The organism is Actinomadura sp. NPDC023710 (assembly GCF_040639875.1).
Classification (GTDB): Bacteria; Actinomycetota; Actinomycetes; order Streptosporangiales; family Streptosporangiaceae; genus Spirillospora; species Spirillospora citrea.
Genome location: NZ_JBFAGB010000061.1, coordinates 16,193 through 35,273, shown reverse-complemented (window position 1 = coordinate 35,273; position 19,081 = coordinate 16,193). Strand labels below are relative to the sequence as shown.

At 68.7% G+C, this 19,081-nt stretch carries 14 protein-coding genes and 2 pseudogenes; 5 read left to right on the top strand and 11 right to left on the bottom strand.

The window, feature by feature from the left end:
• Positions 1 to 163 precede the first annotated feature (163 nt).
• From AB0H37_RS41465 to AB0H37_RS41445, 5 genes and pseudogenes are all read right to left on the bottom strand, one after another.
• Complete coding sequence (locus tag AB0H37_RS41465) at positions 164 to 535, bottom strand: DUF1622 domain-containing protein (RefSeq protein ID WP_360618126.1); 372 nt, start codon at positions 533 to 535, stop codon at positions 164 to 166.
• Between the two features lie 366 nt (positions 536 to 901).
• On the bottom strand, positions 902 to 1,366 hold the full coding sequence (locus AB0H37_RS41460) for a hypothetical protein (RefSeq protein ID WP_360618124.1): 465 nt from the start codon (positions 1,364 to 1,366) through the stop codon (positions 902 to 904).
• A gap of 915 nt (positions 1,367 to 2,281) precedes the next feature.
• The gene (locus AB0H37_RS41455; RefSeq protein WP_360618122.1) at positions 2,282 to 3,691 is read right to left on the bottom strand and encodes an FAD/NAD(P)-binding protein; all 1,410 of its coding nucleotides are present in this window, start codon (positions 3,689 to 3,691) and stop codon (positions 2,282 to 2,284) included.
• Between the two features lie 230 nt (positions 3,692 to 3,921).
• Complete coding sequence (locus tag AB0H37_RS41450) at positions 3,922 to 4,299, bottom strand: substrate-binding domain-containing protein (protein WP_360618132.1); 378 nt, start codon at positions 4,297 to 4,299, stop codon at positions 3,922 to 3,924.
• A 35-nt stretch (positions 4,300 to 4,334) separates the two neighbouring features.
• Positions 4,335 to 4,520: pseudogene (locus tag AB0H37_RS41445) on the bottom strand (TOBE domain-containing protein); the annotation flags it as partial.
• Positions 4,521 to 4,577: 57 nt separating this feature from the next.
• Here AB0H37_RS41445 and AB0H37_RS41440 point away from each other — a divergent pair.
• Together AB0H37_RS41440 and AB0H37_RS41435 are read left to right on the top strand one after the other, a co-directional pair.
• Positions 4,578 to 4,993 (top strand): annotated as a pseudogene (locus tag AB0H37_RS41440) (transposase).
• Between the two features lie 1,361 nt (positions 4,994 to 6,354).
• Positions 6,355 to 9,108 carry a hypothetical protein gene (locus tag AB0H37_RS41435; RefSeq protein ID WP_360618120.1) on the top strand — a complete coding sequence of 918 codons (2,754 nt, stop codon included), beginning with the start codon at positions 6,355 to 6,357 and terminating at the stop codon, positions 9,106 to 9,108.
• A 128-nt stretch (positions 9,109 to 9,236) separates the two neighbouring features.
• On the opposite strand, the gene AB0H37_RS41430 is transcribed toward AB0H37_RS41435, so the two are convergent.
• Positions 9,237 to 9,320 carry an ATP-binding protein gene (locus AB0H37_RS41430; RefSeq protein ID WP_360618130.1) on the bottom strand — a complete coding sequence of 28 codons (84 nt, stop codon included), beginning with the start codon at positions 9,318 to 9,320 and terminating at the stop codon, positions 9,237 to 9,239.
• Positions 9,321 to 9,341: 21 nt separating this feature from the next.
• Positions 9,342 to 10,703 (bottom strand): aminotransferase class V-fold PLP-dependent enzyme, encoded by a 1,362-nt coding sequence (locus AB0H37_RS41425; protein ID WP_360618118.1) that lies wholly within the window; start codon positions 10,701 to 10,703, stop codon positions 9,342 to 9,344.
• Between the two features lie 54 nt (positions 10,704 to 10,757).
• Between AB0H37_RS41425 and AB0H37_RS41420 the strand changes: the two genes are divergently transcribed.
• Together AB0H37_RS41420 and AB0H37_RS41415 are read left to right on the top strand one after the other, a co-directional pair.
• Positions 10,758 to 11,066 carry a hypothetical protein gene (locus tag AB0H37_RS41420; protein WP_360618116.1) on the top strand — a complete coding sequence of 103 codons (309 nt, stop codon included), beginning with the start codon at positions 10,758 to 10,760 and terminating at the stop codon, positions 11,064 to 11,066.
• Positions 11,067 to 11,103: 37 nt separating this feature from the next.
• Positions 11,104 to 11,319 carry a hypothetical protein gene (locus AB0H37_RS41415; protein WP_360618114.1) on the top strand — a complete coding sequence of 72 codons (216 nt, stop codon included), beginning with the start codon at positions 11,104 to 11,106 and terminating at the stop codon, positions 11,317 to 11,319.
• Positions 11,320 to 11,539: 220 nt separating this feature from the next.
• Here AB0H37_RS41415 and AB0H37_RS41410 read toward each other — a convergent pair whose 3' ends face one another.
• Positions 11,540 to 13,087, bottom strand: a complete 1,548-nt coding sequence (locus tag AB0H37_RS41410; RefSeq protein ID WP_360618113.1) for a M4 family metallopeptidase — start codon at positions 13,085 to 13,087, stop codon at positions 11,540 to 11,542.
• 542 nt (positions 13,088 to 13,629) lie between these two features.
• Here AB0H37_RS41410 and AB0H37_RS41405 point away from each other — a divergent pair.
• A complete protein-coding gene (locus tag AB0H37_RS41405; RefSeq protein ID WP_360618112.1) occupies positions 13,630 to 14,067 on the top strand; it encodes a hypothetical protein in 438 nt (145 codons plus the stop codon).
• A gap of 800 nt (positions 14,068 to 14,867) precedes the next feature.
• Here the strand turns inward: AB0H37_RS41405 and AB0H37_RS41400 are convergent.
• From AB0H37_RS41400 to AB0H37_RS41390, 3 genes are read right to left on the bottom strand one after another with little or no spacing between them, the layout of a single operon-like run.
• Positions 14,868 to 15,857, bottom strand: coding sequence for a BadF/BadG/BcrA/BcrD ATPase family protein (locus AB0H37_RS41400; RefSeq protein WP_360618110.1), 990 nt, complete (start codon positions 15,855 to 15,857; stop codon positions 14,868 to 14,870).
• On the bottom strand, positions 15,854 to 16,753 hold the full coding sequence (locus AB0H37_RS41395; protein WP_360618109.1) for an N-acetylmuramic acid 6-phosphate etherase: 900 nt from the start codon (positions 16,751 to 16,753) through the stop codon (positions 15,854 to 15,856). Before AB0H37_RS41395 ends, AB0H37_RS41400 begins: the two co-directional genes overlap by 4 nt.
• Entirely contained in the window at positions 16,750 to 18,990 is a 2,241-nt protein-coding gene (locus AB0H37_RS41390) for an alpha-N-acetylglucosaminidase TIM-barrel domain-containing protein (protein ID WP_360618108.1), read from the bottom strand. The genes AB0H37_RS41395 and AB0H37_RS41390 overlap by 4 nt, the downstream gene beginning before the upstream one ends.
• Positions 18,991 to 19,081: the final 91 nt, after the last annotated feature.

The following is a 19,081-nucleotide window of genomic DNA, read 5'->3' as shown; positions in this document are numbered from 1 at the left end:
CCCGGTGATCGGGGTGGGCGTCCGCCAGACGCTGCGCGGCGTCGGCGGCAGCCCCGGCCAGCATGTGGGAGCCTGCGGCCAGTGCGGTGCGCGCCGGCCAGGCCGCGGCCGTCGGGTCGCCGAGCAAGAGCCCCGGCCAGCGCACGTGCCGGTGGCGACCTGGCTACCCGCGATCGCGGTCCACTCCGGCCGCGGCCTTCCGCCACGGCCAGCGGCCCTCCAGTTCGATCTCCAGCGAGAGGCTCAGGAACGTCCGGACACCGACGATCGCGGCCAGGACGGCGACGCTGCCGAGCGTCGGCGAGGCCGCGACGGTGCGGATGATGTCGCCGGCGACCAGCACCTCCAAGCCGAGCAGGATCGTCCGACCGAGGTTCTGCCGGTAGAGCCGGTAGAGGTCCGGAAGTCCCTGCCGGCGCCCAAAAAGCCGTGACAGGAAGACGGCGGTGGCGGCCACTGCACCGCAGACGATGATCGCGACACCGGCCAGATCCACCGCTCGGCCGACATCGTCAACGATCTCGTCGAATTCCACGGCCGGATCAGCGCCGTCGCGGCTTCACACGGGTCGGGGGCCGGCCCGCCCTGGGGGCCACCCGTCTCGACGACCGCGCCGCACGTACACCACCGCGGCGGTCGGGCCGATCACCGCAATGACGACAGGCACCGCTATGACCGATCTTCGGACTCATGACGCCCCCGCTTGACACTCGCCTGGATCCCACGCCGGCAAGGGAGTCATTGCCGCCATCGAGCCTGTCATAACATCGCCGCGCCAGGGTTGATGCTCAGGGTCTCAGCCACGACGCGATAAGCAGCCCGTCCGCGCTGGGGCCCGTGACTCCTCACAGATGCGCCGCCCGGTGACCGGTTCGCACGCCGGTACCGACTGTTGGCCACCTTAGGCGTCGAGCATCGCGAAGAGGGTGTTGAGGCCTTCCGCCAGAAGCGGGTGCGTAAAGATCGCGTCCGCCATTGCAGTGGCGGTGAGCTTGCCCGGCATGGCGACCTGGCTCACGGTCATCATCTCGCCGCCTTCGCTGCCAAGGATTTCGCAGCCCAGAATATGCCCGCTATCCGCGTCGACGACGGCCTTCATGAAACTGCGTGTCTCCCCGGTCTCGATCGCTCGGATGACGGCGCTCATCGGGAGCTTCACCACCCGGATCGCGCGTCCTTCCGCCTTGGCCTCACGCTCGGTCATGCCGACGCGGCCAAGCTGCGGGTCGATGAACACCGTGTACGGGACAATCCGGTCTCGTGTGCTCAACTTCTCATGCCTGATGAGGTTGGCGTACAGGATGGGGTAATCGTCGTAGGGAAGGTGGGTGAAGGCCGGGCCGCCAATTGACGTCCCCCAGCACACGCCTGAGGTAGCGTTCGGCAACCTCAGTGTCTTGGCCGAACACCATGAAGACAATCTCCGCCCGAACCTTCTGAAGCAGCCAGATATATCCCGCGACCTCCGGATGTTCCGGTAGCGGTTCGCGCGAATGGCGAGCGGTCGCTCACGACCGAAGAACGGCTCGACTTCCAGCGCTCGGCACCCAACGTCATCACTGAGCCCACACCAACGGTCTCCCCACAGGAGAGACCCCGACCACCACCGAACTGGAGCCCGTTCCGGAGCCGTCCGCCCTCTGGCCGAGCGCGGACGAGCGGCACCAACGCTGGAGGTCGGAGGATTTGGGGTCGAAACCGAAAGTGCCGAAGGGCCCTCCCTCAACTCCAGGTCAGCCGTCTGCCTGGTACAGCGATCGCGGAGGGTCTCCACATCAGCCCAGCTAGGCCAGTCGAGCGCCTCGGACGGTCGTTGCGGTCAGCGCTAAAGCCGTGGGCGCTACTCGACCAAGCGCAGACAGCGGACGCAGTGCGGGCCGAGAACGCAGACGACTCCAAGTCAGCCAACGGGGTTCTCAAGGCAGTCAGTGGGGCCATCGTCGCCGACCTCGACCGGCCGCCGGACGACGCACTCACGATGATCGGCCACCCGCGTGAGCGCTTCGGGAATCTGCGAAGCGTACGAATCTGAGGGAGGCGGCTCCCCTGCTGGCTCCCGAGCCTGCGAAGCGGTCATCGGGAGACACGAGAGCGCCGAGGAGAACGCTCTAACCTGCGGGAACTTGGGGCAGAACGTCAATTCTTCAAATCCGTAGGTTGCGGGTTCGAGTCTTACGCGACCCACCGGGTGACGCGAGCCTCCAGAGCGCCCGGCGACGGCATCAGTCTGTCCGTTGGGCGTAGGCAGATGCCGACGCTGGGAGGTGAACGGCTGTTCTGCCTAGAACGGCGTGGGCTGGCTCTGCCTACCGCGCTCTCGGTGGTCGGGGCGGCTGAAGAGGATCAGGCGGTCGGCAAGGGCGGCGGCCTGGGCGCGTATCTCGGGGATGGCGGTGGTCTCATAGCGGACACCGCGCAGGGGCGGTCCGAGTGTGAACAGGTTCTCGTGGGGACGGCCTGCGGCGTCGCGTACGGCGCCGTCGGAGTCGGCGTCCAGGCCGAGACCGAGAGGTCCGGGGCGAGCGATTCCGGCGGTGACGAGGCTGGACAGCAGCATGTCGGTCCCGGGAGTGGCGGCGGGTCCGGTGCCGTTGATCAGCCAGCCGACCTCCAGATTCGAGATCTTCCCGCCGCTGCTGACCCGCACCGAGAGCCCGCGTTCTGCCACAGCGCGGATGTCGTCGATGCTGCCGCGGAGTATGTGCAGGCGTCCAGCGGCGCGCAGGGCGTCGATCCGGGCAGCGGATGCGGGTGGGATCCGGTGGCGGTGGACCTCCCAGTGCCGGGCGACCAGAGTCAGAAAGCGTCGCCGGTCGGCCTCGGACAGCCTCTGCCACAGGGCCGGGACATGCGGTCGGACGGCGTCGACGAAGCCGTGCCACTCCCCGCCGTTCGCGGCGACGGTGAGCCTTGCCCAGCGCAGCAGCTCACGCAGGGTCAGCGGTTCGGCAGGGAGGACGATCCGGGCCTCAGGCGGGCGGGGCGGCGGATGGTGGGGCCGGGGCAGCAACCCGTGGCGGGAGAGGGCGAAGACGACACGGTCCGGATGCCGTCCGGTCAGGCTGATGGCCAGGTCGACCATGGTCAGCCCGGTACCGACGATGAGGGCGGGCTCGCCGTCGTCGATGCCGTCCAACGCTCCACGCCGCCAGGGATCCGCGATGTACCGAGGCCGTGGCGGCTCCCATGGCAGGCGACCCGGCGCTTGGTTGCCGACCGCCAGCACGACCGCATCGGCACGGTAGGAGGTGCCATCGGCCAGGCCGAGCCGCCAGCCCGCCGCCGAGGGCTCCGCCACGAGCGACACCACGGTGCCGGTCAGCTCGGTCACCTGCCCATGCCGCCCAGCCGTGGTGTCTAGCAGATCCCGCAGGTAGCGGCCGTACAGCGTCCGCGGCAGGAAATCGTCTCCGGAGACTTCGAGCCCCTGCGATCGTGCCCAGTGCACCAGATGGCCGGGATCATCCTGGACGCCGCTCATGTTCATCGCACGGACGTTCAGCAGATGGTTCGGGTCCTCGGTGGAGTACGCCTGCCCTCGGCCGTGCAGGCCGCACCTGTCGATGAGGAGCAGCCGCGGTACCGGACCGGCGCGCCGCAACAGGTGCGCGGCGACGAGCGTCGCACTCGCACCGCCACCGACCACGGCGACCAGCGGCGTGTTCTGGCTGCGAGCGGCACGGTCAGACATACATTCGAGGATAGTCCCTGTTCCCTACAAGAATTATCGTCAACTGGCCGAAACGGTCGCCAACTTCGGGCATTCACAGTGTTCTGGCCTTCGCGTCCACGTCCGGACCTGCGCGCGTCCTGCGCCGCCGAAATCGCGGATCATAGCCTCCGATGTGATCGTGGCCGTCGACGGCGGGTGAGGCCCGCTGGCGGGTCTCACCGGGGGCGGTGGCGACAGGTGGGGAGAGGTCAAGGGGCCTCGAAACCCGCTGCGGCCAGGGCGCCCTTGCCCTGCAGCGACACCACGAGCTGGACGAACTCCTTTGGCAGGGCGGGCTGGGGCGCCTTCGTCCGAGTGGCGATGGGGTTGCCGTTGATGGCCTTGGCAGACTCGGGGAAGTCGATACCGTGCACCTTGGTGCCGGCGGACTGGACGTCGGTGCGGTAGACCAGCGCGGCGTCGGCCTTGCCGAGAGCGACCTTGTTGAGGCGCCCTTGACGTCCTGTTCGAGGGACATTCGTCGTGGCGGGGCCGGCGGCGGCGAACAGCGTCACCGTCTTGTCACTCTCACCAGAGCCACTCGCCTTGTCGGCGTCGCCGCAACCGGCCGCGGCCGTCGCAAGCATGACCAAGCAACTCCTCGGGAGTGAACCGGCGGCGGTCAGCCGGCAGCGTGGCGTTCGACGACGACGTCTGTGGACTTGATCACTGCTTCGGTGGGCACGCCGGCCTGCAGTTCGAGCTGGTCGGCGGCCTCCCGGCTCATCAGAGACACCACCCGGTAGGGGCCAGTGGTGATCTCCACCTGGGCCATCACCCCGTCTCGGGCGACGTCCGTCACGATTCCGCCGTCCCCGGCGGCTTTACCCTGGACGACTTCGTCATCAACACCACCACAGGCGCCGTGACCTGCCCCGCCGGGCACACCGCCCCCTTATCGGACCCCGGCGGGCGGCACCACCAGCGCAAGGCCATGTTCAGGAAGCTGTGCACCGGGTGCCCCCTGTGCGAGCGGTGCACCAACGACAAGACCGGCGGATCCTGACCATCCGCCCCCACTACGACCTCCAAGCCGCCGCCCGCCTCCAAGCGGCCGGCGATCCGGACCGGCAAACCGACTACCGCCGCTGGAGACCACCGGTCGAACGCGCCGTCGCCTGGCTCGTCCACCACGGAAACCGCCGCCTCCGCCACCGAGGCACCATCAAAGCCGACGCCTGGCTCCACACCCGAGCAGCCGCACTCAACCTCCGCCGACTCATCAACCTCGAACTCACCCGAACCAACCACACCTGGCACCTCTCCCCAGCCACGCCCTGACCACAGAGGGGCTGTCCAGCCCACGGCCGGACAGCCCCTCACAAGATCTTCTAGGCAGGTTCTCAATGGGCCGGGGCGGCTTTCGCCGCCGTACTCGGCCCGCCCAGGACGACGCAGTCACGATCATCGGCCGTCTGTCTGAGCGCTTCGGGAATTCGCGAAGCTCCCCTGCTGGCTCCCGAGCCTGCGAAGCGGTCATCGGGACACACGAGAGCGCGCCGAGAACAACGCTCTGACCTTGGGAAAATTGGGGTGGGCGATACTGGGTTCGAACCAGTGGCCTCTTTGGTGTGAACACGATCAATCAAGCCCCAGGGGAAGCCGCCTTTCAATAAAGCCGCAGGTCAGAGAGCACCCTTCGCTTCACCTCAGCGCACATCAGGGAAGATCAAGCCCGTTGCGATCTCCCATAATTAACGCCCCGCTGCCACGACCGCACTAAACCACGGTAGCTGGAGGCACCAGGCCCGTCCGAACTCTCTGAGAAGCCGGTCCGGTCTTTCCTATCGGCGTGCCACTCCCTTGGCGCATTCTTGCCGGAACCTCATGTGGCCGAAGACCTACGTGCATCCGGCTGCTCCCCAGCGCGTGTACCTGCCGGGTCCGAACACCGCGCCCCCGCCGACACCCGCGCACATCCGATCAGGGCGCCGGTCGAAAGTGTTCACAATAGGGCTCTCTCGATACGTACGCCTGCACGGAAAAGGGTGGGGCAAGGCCAGATGAATAGTCGGAAGTTCCAACATGTTTTCTCGACACTCCTGGACAGCGTCCGGCCCGGTTCGGGTGTCGATTTCCGAAGTCCGTAGCACGGATGTCCGTAGGCCCATGCACACAGGGGTCCAGCGGTGGCTCTGGTGAGAGCGGTGCGATTGCCTGCCCCCAGAGCGGTGCCGGGCGCGCCCTACCCGGTCAGTGGCCCAATTGCGTCATGACCGGTGTTGGCCCGTGGTGGGTGTGGCTTGGCGAATGATCCCACGGGCCACTCCAGTTAACAGGCGCCCGCGCAGCCTCACCCGAGTCTGGGGTGAAACACCAAGCTGAGCACGCTGGGTGACTGGGCGGCTAATTCGGATAAGTGGACTGGGACGGGCGGAAGCAGCCCGGTGTCGCGTTGCGCCGGCTTGCCTGCATCGCTTCGGGCGGGAAGTGCTGTCGTGGTAGCTGGATCGCTTCGACGGTGGGGAGCTGACCGCTCCTGCCCGGAAATGCGCGTGGTTTTGGGGCTTGTGTTTTCGGTCCGTTGCTGTGGCGCCCTTGGGTGCGGGTTGCCCTCCTGGGAAGGCGGGGGGGACAGTGCCGTGGTACCCGGTTCGACGGAAACCGGGTACATAGCAAAGGGGCTGCTCTACGTGGGTTTCATGCGGATCAAGAACACCGGGTACAACTCGGCGCTGGTGCTGCCGACCGGGGCATGGAAAGCGATGTTCGTGCGCGGCGATCAGATGGCGCAGACCAGCGCGGCGGGCCTGGACCACAACGGGCCGATCGGCGCCACGAGCATTCACAGCGGGAAGCTGAACGGTATTCCCGAACCGTACAAGAGTGCCTGTGAGGGCGCGCTGATGCTGCCGATGACCGGCGGGTCCTGGCAGATGCTGCTGTTCAAAGGCGACCGGGTGTGCTGGTACCACTGGGACACCAAGGTCCGCAGCGAGGGGCCGGTCACCGAGCTGAGGCACGCCGACGGACTACCGGCCTGGGGCACGATGCTGCCCGCCGGCTACCGCGAGGGCGTGGACGCGCTGCTGATGGACTCCACGGCCGAGTCGCCCTATTGGACGACCTATGTGTTCAAGAACGACCGGGTAGCCACCATCGACTGGCGAAACGGCTGCACCCGGGAGTGCCGGATCTACGAGGGCGCGCAGCCCACCGCGGGCTGGGCGAAGCTGCCGGCCGAGTGGCTGCGGGACTACGACCACGTCCTGCCGCTGCCGGACGTGTCGAGCGCCAAGCGCAGCCTGCTGATCAAGGGAGGCAACGGGTGCGTGTTCAACTGGAACACCGGCCCGGAGAAGACCGGCGCGCTCACCACGCTGATGCCCGAGCTGGCCGCGCTGCCCGCGCCCTACACCACGCAGTACAAGCCGATCGTGGGCCGCTGGTCCACCTCGGCCGCACCCAACCCGGTCACCGTGCGTGTCGATCTGAACGGCCTCGGCGCGACGCGGCAGTTCAGCGGCGACATCGACCAGGTCAACGGCGCGACGCGGTCCTTCCTGTACTCCTTCCGCGTCAGCGCGCCGGCCCTCGCCGCCTCGGCCACCGAGGTGACCGCCGTCGGCAGCGTGCAGTGGAAACCACCGTACGTCGGCTGCACCGCCAAGATCACCATTCCGCGGGTGGCCGAGGGCTCCCCCACACCCAACCTGCGGCTGGAACTGCGCTTCAACGACGGCAACGTCGTCCCCTACGTTCTGCCCTACGAGTCGGCGCACCTGCGCACCATCGACCTGGAGATCGACGCGATGGCCAACCGGGCCGCGCTGGCCTCCTACAACACCGCCACCGATGCGGTGGCGGGCCCGCCCGACTACGTCGACCGGCAGCTGACCATCGCGTCCGCCTTCGCTGAGGCGGGAATCGAGTTGCGCTCCGCGGGCACGGTCAACGAGGTCGGCACCGCCGACTCCGGCACCGACCTGAAATGGTCGGACTCCGAACTGCACACCGCGATGCTCCACAACTTCTCCGGCCACGCCGAGACCGAGCAGTGGAAGCTGTGGGCGTTCGTAGCCAGTCGGCACGTCAACGACAGCACGGGTGTCATGTTCGATGTCAACGAGGGCAAGCAGCGGCAGGGCATGGCCGTCTTCTACGACCAGATCAGCCGTGAGCCCGGCTACTTCATCCTCGGCCTGTACGTCCATGAGCTCGGCCACTGCCTCAACCTGCAGCACTCGTGGCAGAAGAACGACTCCGGGGCCCCGCTCGGCCCCAGAGACGGACGTGGCGACCTGTCATGGATGCAATACTGGAACCTGTACACCGCCGAGGATGGCAGTAGCGGCTGGGACGTCTTCTGGAGCCGGTTCCCGTTCACCTTCACCGACAACGAGCTCGCCCACCTGCGGCACGCCTTACGCTACGACATCATCCCCGGCGGGGCCAACTGGGCAGCGCAGGGCAGCGCCGCCTACAACACCCAAGACCCGGCGTTGGCCGCCATGGACGACCCGATCGCCGACGATTCCGGCCTGGCCCTCACCCTGTCGGCCCGGCCGTTCGCCTATGGCGAGCCCGTCACCGTCGAGATCAAACTCGCCCGCGACGGCCGTGATGTCACCGTGCACCGCGACCTGTCGCCGAAGAGCGAATACCTCACCATCGCCATCACCGCCCCCTCCGGCATCACCCGGCCGTTCCGGCCGCTGGCCCGCCAGTGCAACGGGCACAGCGACGACACCCTGACCACGTTGACCGCCGAGGCGCCCGCGCTGTACGAGTCGGCCTACCTGGGCGCGGGCGCCGACGGCCAGTACTTCACCGATCCCGGGCTCTACACCGTCCGCGCCCTCTACACCGCACCCGACGGCTCCCGCGTGGTCTCATCCGACCTGACCATCCGGATCCGGCTGCCGCGCACCGGCGAGGACCAGGACGCCGGGGAACTGCTCATGGGCGACCAGGCCGGCGCCCTGATGGCCCTCCTGGGCTCGGACTCACCCGCCCTGCAAGCGGGCAACGACGCCCTGGCAGAACTGTCGGACCGCTTCCCCGACCACCCCCTGGCCGTCTACTCCCACCTCGCCCAGGGCGCCAACGCCGGCCGCCACTACCAGCACATCCGCGACGGCCGGCTCCACATCCGGCAACCCGACACCAAAGACGCCGTCACCCAGCTGACCGCCGCCGTCGACGCCTCCACCGGCCCGGGCGGCCTCAACGACATCACCCTCAACGCCGCCATGCGCCGCCTGGCCACCGTCCACGCCAAGGCCGGCGACCACACAGCCGCCAGCGCCGCCCTCGACCGCATGGTCGACCACTTCCGCGCCCAGCACCTCCCCACGCACATCCTGACCACCATCCAGGACCAGGCCGACACCACCCGGCGGCAGATCATTCCCGGCGACCAGAACCGCCCCCACAAGGGCCGCAAGCGCACCTGATCCCCACCACCCCGGCCACAGCGTGCGCCCACCACCCACCAGGCGGTGGGCGCACGCGCCTCAGGCCCGGCCGGTCCATCACCGGGAGGTTGGAGGATGCGGCGGGCGCGCCCACCGCCTTCGAGGAGTTACTGGCCGGGGCGGTTCTTGATGCGGTAGCTGTCTCCCTTCAGGCTGATGACCTCGGCCTGGTGGACGAGGCGGTCGATCATGTGTGCTGGCGTGCCGTCAGGTCATGAGCGGGCGAGTTCCTCCAGCCGCTGGTGCAGGTGCTCGACGTGGGTCTCGAATTCGGGTTTCATCAGCACGCTGCGCAAGATCCGCGCGCCGGCGGCGTCGGCGGCAACCTCCGGGTGGCCGGCGAAGCGAACGGCGTCCAGACGGATTGTGCTGAGGAAGATCGGGTCCTGACTGTCGGTCATCCCCTCGTGCAGAATCCGGTTGCTGGCCGCGTCGATCGCTGAGAGGGCGTGGCCAGCGGTGACTGGGAAGTAGCTGACGATGTCGAGCTGCGGGGCCTGGTAGAGCTCGAGGTATTCGGAGTTTTCAATCAGATCCGCCCAATGCAGCGCCGCCCGACGGCCGGCCGCCAGCACTTGGCCCAGCCCTTCACGGGTAGGCGGCAGCAGCTGGAAAGTGAGCCACAAGGCGGCAGCTGTGGCGCCCGCCCGGGAGGACTCCAGGCTGATCTCGCCCAGGTGCAGTTCGTCGGAGGTGAAATAGGTGTACGGCGAGTCGTGCAGGTAGAACCGGCCAACGGAGGGGTCACGGAAGAGGACGGCGCCGCAACCGTAGGGTTGGAGACCGTGCTTGTGCGGGTCCACCACGACAGAGTCGGCCTTCGCGACCGCCTGCCAGGGCTCAACCGGCAGCTCTTCCGGGCCGTCTGCACCCGCCAGCAGGGTGAAGAATCCGCCGTAGGCGGCGTCGACGTGGATCCGCACGCCGTACTGCTCACGCAGCGCCAGCGCTTCGTGGACCGGTTCGATGGCACCGAGCCCTGTCGTCCCGGCGGTGAGGACGACGGTGCCGACCTGTCCGCCGCGAAGTCCTTCCTCCAGCGCGTCGAGGTCCATGCGGCCAAAGGCGTCAGTGGGTACGGGAAAGCCCTCCGCCCCTAGGACGTTGCACATTCGGCCGTGTGTGTAGTGGGCATCGGTGCTGTAGGCGATGCTCTTCTCGGGGTGCAGTTCGCGGGCAACGAAGAGGGCTTCGAGGTTGGCGATCGTGCCGCTGGTGGTCAGGTGCCCGAGGTAGGTGCCGTACCCGAACATCGTGGCCAGTTGCTGGACCACCTCGCGCTCCATCGTGGCGGTGGCTGGCCCGCCGTCCAAGGCATGGTTGTTGGGGTTGATCAGCATCGCAGTCAGGTAGCCGACCACGGCTGCCGGGTGGGGCGGCTTGAGCATCTGGCCCGCGTAGCGGGGATGGAAAAAGGGATAATTGTTCTTCAGCCGCTCGGTGAAAGTCTCGAACGCGGCGGCGAACCGACTGTCGTCGACGGCCAACGCCGGGTGCGGGTCGAAGGGGCCGAAGATCTTGCTCCACTCGGCGTTCGCCGCGGCCAGCCACTTGTTCAAAATCCATCGGGCCACGCTTCCTTGATCTGGGGTGTTTGCCTAGTGCGGGTTCAAGGGTTGGGCGGACGCATGCCGTGGAACTACTCCCCGCCGCTGAGCGCGGTGAACAGCACTCCCTCGATCGGTGGCTCGGCGCCGATGTCGGTCTGGATGAAGGTTGTGCCGTTGACGATGTGGCTGGAGAGGCCTCCTAGTCTCGAGGACGTCGTATGGCTGGGGCCGCGAGGTGGTGGGCCCCTCGGACAGCAGCACCTCGCCGGCGGAGGGCGATCCGCCCGCGCCCACCTGGCCGAGCCGACCGTGGCTCCCGAGGGATCCATGGACGGCTACAACCGCGCGAAGTTCCCGCACTGGATCACCATCTCCGGGACGTGCTAGCCCCTGCGAAACCGTCCTCAAGCGAAACGGCGAGAACGTGCGCACCAACGCCGAATGCCAGGCCGTGTCGGGGACCTGGTCCAGCCTTTATGACGGGGCGACCTGGGCCCAGTGCGACGTCCTGGGCATCGACCACATGGTTCCCCTCGCCCAGGCCTGGCGCTCAGGCGCAAACACCTGGACCACCGCCCGGCGCCGCGCCTTCGACCCCGCCGAGAAAACCGCACTGCAGATCATGCTCGCCACCTGCTGAGGCGTTCCGAACTGGGCCCTGCGTGGTTGGGGGCTCGAAGGCGCGGCAGTTGACGAAGCGCCCATTCCCTGCCGGCCATGTTGGAGGCGCTGTCGGCAACGCAAGCGCCTTCAGCAGCGATTAGGCGCCCAGCGGAGCCGGGCATGCCCGGTGCGGGTCGGCCCCGCACCGGGCGTGCCGGGAGGTCGTTAGTGACGTCCCACGTGCTCTGTCGGACGGTTCAGCAGGTCGGCTCGCCGCTCTGCGCGGGGACGCTGATGGCGCTCCACGCGGCCTTCACCGCGTTGCATTCGGTGGCCGAGCCGGGGAACAGCTGCTTGGCCGCCTGGAGGGTCGCGACGCGGGCGCGGGCGTGACTCCAGCTCGTCACCTTGCGGTTCAGGCCGCCCATGAAGATCTGGCCGGCCTTCTGGATGCCGATGCCCGTGACCTTGGAGCTGTTGCAGGTCGGGCTGGTCGGGTTGCCGTTGGTCGGGTTCGAGCCCTCGGCCAGCAGGTAGAACCAGTGGTTCTGCGGGCCGGCCGCCGCGTGCACCTCGGTGCTCGGGATCGAGGACGAGTAGCAGTTCGGGTCACCGAGCGCCGAGGGGTTGTACATGTTGCGGATCGGTCCGCTGCCGACCAGGTCGACCTCCTCGCCCACCAGGTAGTCCGGCGGGTCGTAGGTGGAGGGCTCGTTCATGTAGTGCTCGGTCAGCGCGCCGAAGATGTCGCCGGCCGACTCGTTCATCCCGCCCTTCTCGTTGCCGCTGCCGCCGCTGGCGCCGCCGGGCGTGGTCTGGAAGATTGCGTGCCCGTTCTCGTGGCCGACGACGTCGACGGACGTGGCCAGCTTGGTGTTCGACTGGTTGTGGCCGAAGTTGGTGTAGCTGCCGTTCCAGTAGGCGTTGACATCGTTCAGACCCACGCGCGAGGGGAAGCCGCGGCCGTTGCCGTTCGTCCCGTTGCGGCCGAGCCACGCCTTGAGCATGTCCCATTCCTTCTGGACCGCGTACAGCACGTCCACGCAGCCGGTCTCCAGGTTCGTCCCGCTGCCGTTGCCCCAGGCGCTGTCGGTGCCGGTGTAGGCCGAGCCGCCCTGGCCGCCGCACTGGTGGCCGGGACGCGAGGGGTCGCTCATGGACGTCGCCGCGGTGCTCAGGTCCACCGTGCCGTGGTAGAAGCTTCTGTCATCGGCGGCGTCGCGGACGTCATCGAACGTCCGGACGACCTTGCCGGTCTTGGCGTCGACGAACACGTGCAGCTTCGTCTCGCCCTTCTTCTGGTGACCGGAGACGACCGTTTCGTAGACCAGGCGTCCCTTGCCCTCCGCCAGCACGGTGAGGCGGGGGGCGGAGACCGTGTCGACCTTCGCGACCTTGGCACGCGACACCGTGGCGGCCTGCGCCGCCTTGATCGTCGCTTTGGTGCCGATGTTGAGCGTCGCGGTCTGGTTGACCGAGGTGCTCAGCACACCGCCGTCGGCGTTCGTGGTGACGACGATGTCGCCGCCCAGGACCGGCAGGCCGTCGTAGGTGCGCTGGTACTCCACGTACTGCAGGCCGCGCAGGCCCGAGGTGACGTTCGTGCGGAAGATCTTGTCTTTCGGGGCCTTCATGAGCTCCGCCTGCTTGGCGGCCACGAAGGTGTCGGCCGAGACCGCCGCGAGCGTGCGGGGGTTCGGCTTGGCCGGGGTGGTGCGGGCGGTCGCTCCTGTGGCGGGGACGGACATCGCCACGGCGAGGCCGGCCGCCAGCGCCGCCGCCCCGATCGCGGTCTGGTGTCTCACAGGGGTGCTCCTTCCACGGGCCCAGCGGCACAGGGCGTCCGAAGCCGAGTGGGAGCGCTCCGCGACGCCCGTGTCGCCAGGCTGGATGGGGGACGAGTCACTCATTCGGGATGAGCTGTCCCGAAGTGCACCCTGTTGGACTGGAAGGTGTCAATGCATTCAAAGCAGCATGAATTTTCACAAACCATCAATTGAAAGACTGTAGGCGAGGCAACTTCCCTGGTGAGCAGCATTCGGCTCGACCTACCGGAGGTACGGGCGGCACGGCTCCCGGTGAGCGAAGGTTGGGCCCGTTCAAACGACTTCCAGGCGGTCGTCTACTTCGTCAGGTCGCATGTGGATGCGCACGCCACGGTGACTGAGTCGGCGTTGCTATCCGACCGCACGGGCGCAGGTCCACGCGAGGTCGATGTGCTGATCACCAGCCGTGTCCAGGGCAGAAAGTTTCGGATCGGTGTCGAATGCCGCGACCATCGCAGGGCGAACGACATCGCTTGGGCAGAGCAGGTACGCACCAAACTGCGGATCTGGAACTGGACCAGATGGTGCTGGTCTCCTCCAGCGGCTTCACCGGGGGCGCGGTGGCCAAGGCCCGGTACTACGGCATCGAACTGGTGACCCCCGAGCGACCGATCCCCAGCGACGGGCCCCTCGGCCGCCTGGGGCGCCTGCGCCTGGAGTTCCGTGAGGTGAGCAGGGATCGGCTGATCTCAGTCTCCGGTCACGTTCACCGCGATGGGCGCCTCCAGCGGATTCCGCTGGCGGCGGGCGGTGCGGTCTTCAACGCGGAAGGCGCTCAGATCACCAGCATTGCGCAGATCGTGGCGGGCATCCTGGATAAAGCGGACCTGCGCCAGGCCGTGGCCGACGCTTCCGGCCAGGCCGGGGAGTTGCGCGCCGAGGTGGACGACCTGGTCCTTCGCTCCGCCGATGGCGGCGAGCCGGTCAGAGCCCGCTCACCAACATGCACATCACCTTGACGAGCCCTGCGGACCGCAACTGGCGGCCCGGACAGCGACCATCGAGCCCGGACCCAACAAGGCCGCGGCCGCGCTGCCCATGACCGTCATCCCGCTCCCCTGTCAAGCGCAAGGTTCTCAAGGCGGCCAGTGAGCTTCCGCCACCGAACTCGGCCCACCAGGACGACGCAGTCACGACGATCGACCATCTGTTTGAGCGCTTCGGGAATCTGCGAAGCGTACGAATCGGCTCCCCGGCTGGCTCCCGAGCCTACGGAGTGGTCATCGGGACACGCGAGATCACGTCCCGCTGATTCTGTTGCGACCTCTAAGCCCTGTGCGCTCGGCCAGCACGGCAATCAGCACTTCATCGGTTGCGATCATGACGCAGCTCCTCTTTCCGGCGGGTGCTGCGCCTTGCGCAAGCCTATGGGTCCGAAGCGCGCGGCCGACCCCGAACACACGACGAGGATACGATCCGTAGTCGCCGTCGGGCTGCCGGGCCTGAGCCGATCATGCCCAGACGCCAGCCCGCCGCCACGCAGAAGCCCGTCGGCTGAGCCGCGACCGGCCGCACCGGCGCGCCCGCCTCGACGGCGCCGAGTCCCGCGACGCGATCGACGCCGAATCTCGCCGGCCCAGCACCGAGTCAGTTCTTGCTTCTCAGGCAACCTGAGCCACCGCTCGTCAGGCCGCAGGCGTGGTGGGCCTGGATCTCGTTGGGGCAGAGCATGGACCGGCTTGGAGCAACCTCGTCGTGGTCGCAAGGGTGCTGACAGACGCCCTTCTCCGTGGACACACCCGTGTCGCAGGCCGGCTGGTCAGAGCTGTCTGATCGAGTCCTGGCCCGGTACCGGGGACCGGTGCGTGGTGAAGACGTGTACGTAGGGAGGGTGCGAGCGGATCGATCCGTTGGCGGCGGCTTGGGCCAGCGCGAACGCGCCGTCGGCGGAGGTCCCCAGCGGTCGGACGAATCTGGCGGTGGGAACCAGAGCCTGGATGGTGTGCTGAAAGGGCTCCATGAGGAGGTCGGCCGCGTCGAAGAGCCGGCCGCCCCAGGAGAAGAGCGGATCGACGCCTGACACGGCGGCCACCGCAGTCTGTCCGATCTGGCGGCCGGCCTCGGTCCAGATCTGCAGGGCGACCGGATCCCCGGCACGCGCCGCCTCGGCGACCGACGGGGTGAACGAGGCGAGCCGGTGACCCGCTGACTCCGACTCGTAAACAAAAGCGACCAGGTCGAAGGGGTGGCCGAAATGGGCGGTCATGCGCTCGCGCAAGGCGGGTGAGCCGCCGATCCGGCCGTCGTGCGCGCGCAGGGCGGCCTGCAGGCCCTGCATGCCGATCCAGGCGCCGCTGCCATGGTCGCCGAGAAGGTGGCCCCACCCGTCGGACTGGTTCCAGATGCCGTCGAGGTCGGTGCCGAGGGTGATGACACCGGTGCCCGCGGCGACGACGACGCCCTGCCGGAATCCGAGAGCGCCGATGTGCGTGGTCACCGCGTCGCCGGCGACGATGAGCGTGTCCAGGCCGAAGCGGTCCCGCAGAGGGGGCCACAGCGTTTCCGGGTCGATGACCAGGCCTGGCAACCCGGTGATGCCGATCGCCATGCTGGTGAACCGGTCGATCTCGGGGGCCGCGCCGTCGATGACGGCGGCGATCTGCGGCGCGAGCCGTCCGAGGTCGACCCTGCCCTTGTCCCGGGGCACGGGGACGCTGTTCTCCGCGTGCGCGACCGTGCCCGCGGACTCGGCGCGCACCCGGATCCCTCCGCCGCCGACATCGACGCCGACGAGGCCGAGTCGGCTCATCGGAGGCCGTCCAGCGCGGCCGCGGCCGCGCGGACGCCCACGTGGGCGGCGAGCGCGCTCTTCGCCTGCTCGGGGGAGCAGCCGGTGAGCAACCGCAGGAGCGCTTGGGGGACGTGCCCGCCCGCTTCGGCCAGGGCGGTGCCGCAGGTCGAGGCGTCGAGGCCGGTCGCCTCGGTGAGCAGGCGCACCGCCCGGTCGGCGAGCTTGGTGTTGCTGGCGACGAGGCCGACCATGAGATTGCCGTACGTCCGGCCGATCCTGATCATGAGCGCCGTGGAGAACGCGTTCAGGATCACCTTGGTCGCGGTGCCCGCCTTGAGCCGGGTCGAGCCGGTCAGGGCTTCGGGCCCGGTGTCGGCGACGACGCTGATCCGGGCCAGTTCGCGCAGCGGGGCCGTGGGATTGCAGGTGACCAGCACGGTGAACGCACCGGCCGCCCCGGCGGCACGGAGCGCCCCGGCGACGTAGGGGGTGGTGCCGGATGCGGTGATCCCGATCGCCACGCTGTCGGCGTCGAGCCCGTCCGCGTCGGCGGCGCCCATCGCCTCGGAGTCCTCACGGTCGATGGAGGAGTCGGCGACGGCGGTGGACCCGCCGGCGAAGTGGGCGGTGAACAGATCGCGCGACGCGCCATAGGTCGGTGTGATCTCGGTGGCGTCGAGGACCGCGAGCCGTCCCGACGCGCCGGCGCCGAAGTAGTGCACGGTCCCGCCCCGGCCGAGGCGGAGGCGCGCTTCGTCCACGGCCTCGGCGAGCGGGCCGATCGCCGCGCGGACCGCCTCGACCGCATGGACGTCCTCGTCGACCAGGAGGCGGAGGACGTCCGCGGACCCCAGCGTGTCGATATCAGTCGTGCGCGGGTTCCGGTGCTCCGTCGGTGGAAGCGCCTGTGTCATCGTGCTCCTCGTCGATCGTGGTCGGACGGACGCATGAGCGGGCCGCTCCGGCCCGCGTACGCGGTGAACAGGCGGCGCGACTCCGTGGTGAGGTCGCCCCAGCGCGGCGGTGCCGGTGCCGGCCCTTCCCGCAGGAAGGTTTCCGCGCGGTCGCGGAGCCGCTCCTGGAGTCCGGTCTCATGGTCGCCGCCGGGCTCGGCGAGGGCGTCGTCCAGCCCGCGCGTCCACAACTCCCAGCGGTCGCGGTAGTACCCGCCCACGAGTCCGGCCCAGTGCCGTCCCGCATAGTCGTCGAGCAGGGGACTGGCCGTGGGGCCCCAAGCCGTGATGATGCGGCGGGCGTTGTCCAGGAGGACGTCGCGGTCCGCCGGGGTCGTGGCCCACGACAGAGCCTTCGACTCCCAGTGCTGGAAGGTGTACTCGGGCCGGGCTGCGAGCATTCGGTCCAGGTCGCCGAACACGCGCAGGAAGCGGGTGACCGCCGGCAGCACGTCCGCGCCGGGCGGCGGCACGCTCGCGCCGGGGGGCATGAGCATTCCCACGGCCTGTTCCACGACGTCGAGGAAGAGCCGGTCCGCGGTCCGGGCCATGAAAGCGATGCCCACCTCGGCGAGGTCGTGGCCGAGTGGACCGGCCACGAGGTCACCGTGCCGCTCGGCGACGTCGATCATGCGTTCCCATGCGTCGGCCAGGACGGCCGGCTCGTACCAGAGGGCTCGGTCGACCTCGGCCCGTACCTGCGGGACGGCTTCGGGGATCCGTGCGTACGACGGGCTGGAGGTGATCACGCCGTTGAACTGCTCGGGGAAGATCCGCAGACCGCAGGCGTCGTAGATGCTGTCCAGAAGCCCCTGCCAGGCGGCTCGCAGCGGCGCCGTCCAGGCGCCCGGCCCGCCGTAGCGCCGAGTGACGAAGGCGTCGAGCCAGGCATCGACGTCGGTGATCTCGTTCCAGATCTGGTCGGTCACGAGCTCGAAGAACACGGGGTTGTTGTGAGTGGCCTCCATGGCCAGGCCGAGCCCGGTGGGCGGGTTCGGCGCCGCGAGCGCGGCCTCGATCGCGGCCGGTACTCCGCGCAGGTCGGCGACCGGGTCGGTGCGGCCGCCGAAGTTGAGCAGCGCGCACCAGAGCCATGGCTTCCCGGCGAACTGGCCAAGGCGTCTCCACTGCGGATCGTGCTCCGCCCACAGGTCCGCCACCAGCATACGGTCGTCGGGTATCGAGCTGAGGAAGGCGGTGACGCGCTCGCGGGTCCAGAAGTCACGCTGGTAGGAGAACGGCCAGGCCTGCATGACCCAGACCGCGTCCGGGTCGGCGGCGCGCAACCCGTTGAGCGTCGCCGCCGCCACGGCTCCCGGGAAGGCAGGGTCGGCATCGACCGGGGTCATCTCGATGAACGGGTCGGCGGCGTACCGGTGGTCGGTGCCGAGGAGCGCGATCTGGGCGCGGGTGATCTCGGCGCAGACCCGCTCGTACAGCGGATCGGCCGGGTCCAGGACCACGGTCTCGAAGCCCTGCCAGTCGCGGCGACCGGTCCGCGCCGATGCCGCGATCTCGCGCGGGACGTGCCCGGTGAAGGCGGGGAGCACGGGCGTCATGCCGAAGGCGCGCTCGCGGTCGAGGATGCGTGCCGCCAGCTCGAGGTGGCTCTCGATCCAGGACGAGGGAAGCGGGCCGGCAAAGCCGTCCAGGCAGCCCATGAACTGGAACGGCAGGTAGCCCGGCCCGCCGAGGAAGCCTCGGATCGTCTGGTCGTCGAGCCCGAGGACGGAGTAGGCGGCCCGCAACACGGCCTCGTGGCCGGTGATCGCGAGTGGCATGGTGACGCCGTGCAGGGCCATCCAATCGATCTCGCGTTCCCAGTCCGGCCAGTTCCAGTAGGGCATGGTGTAGCTGAACGTGCAGAAGTTGAGGTAGTAGCCCTCTTCGACCCTTGCTGAGCCTTGGCGCGGCGGGCTCTCCCGCAACGACGTCAGTGGCAACGGCAGCACGGTGTCCCAGCCGACGGAGAGGCCGCACTGCTCCCGCAGGTACTGATGGAGCCCGACGGAGGCGCTCACCCCGTCCGTCGCGGCGATGGTGAGCACACCACCGCGCGCCTCGTACTCATAGCTGCGGCCCGTGCCGCCGAGCATGACGAGCCGGAGGTATCGCGCAGCGGGTCCCAGCACGCGGAGCGCGAGCCCGTGGACGGCCCCCGCCCAGGGCGGTGGCCGCCCGCCGTCACCGGCCGACATCGCAGGTCACACCCCTGGGCAAATTAGTTCCGTACGATCCATAATTAATATGCTAGCGTACCGGCACGGCACCCGTGATCGAGGTCAGGAG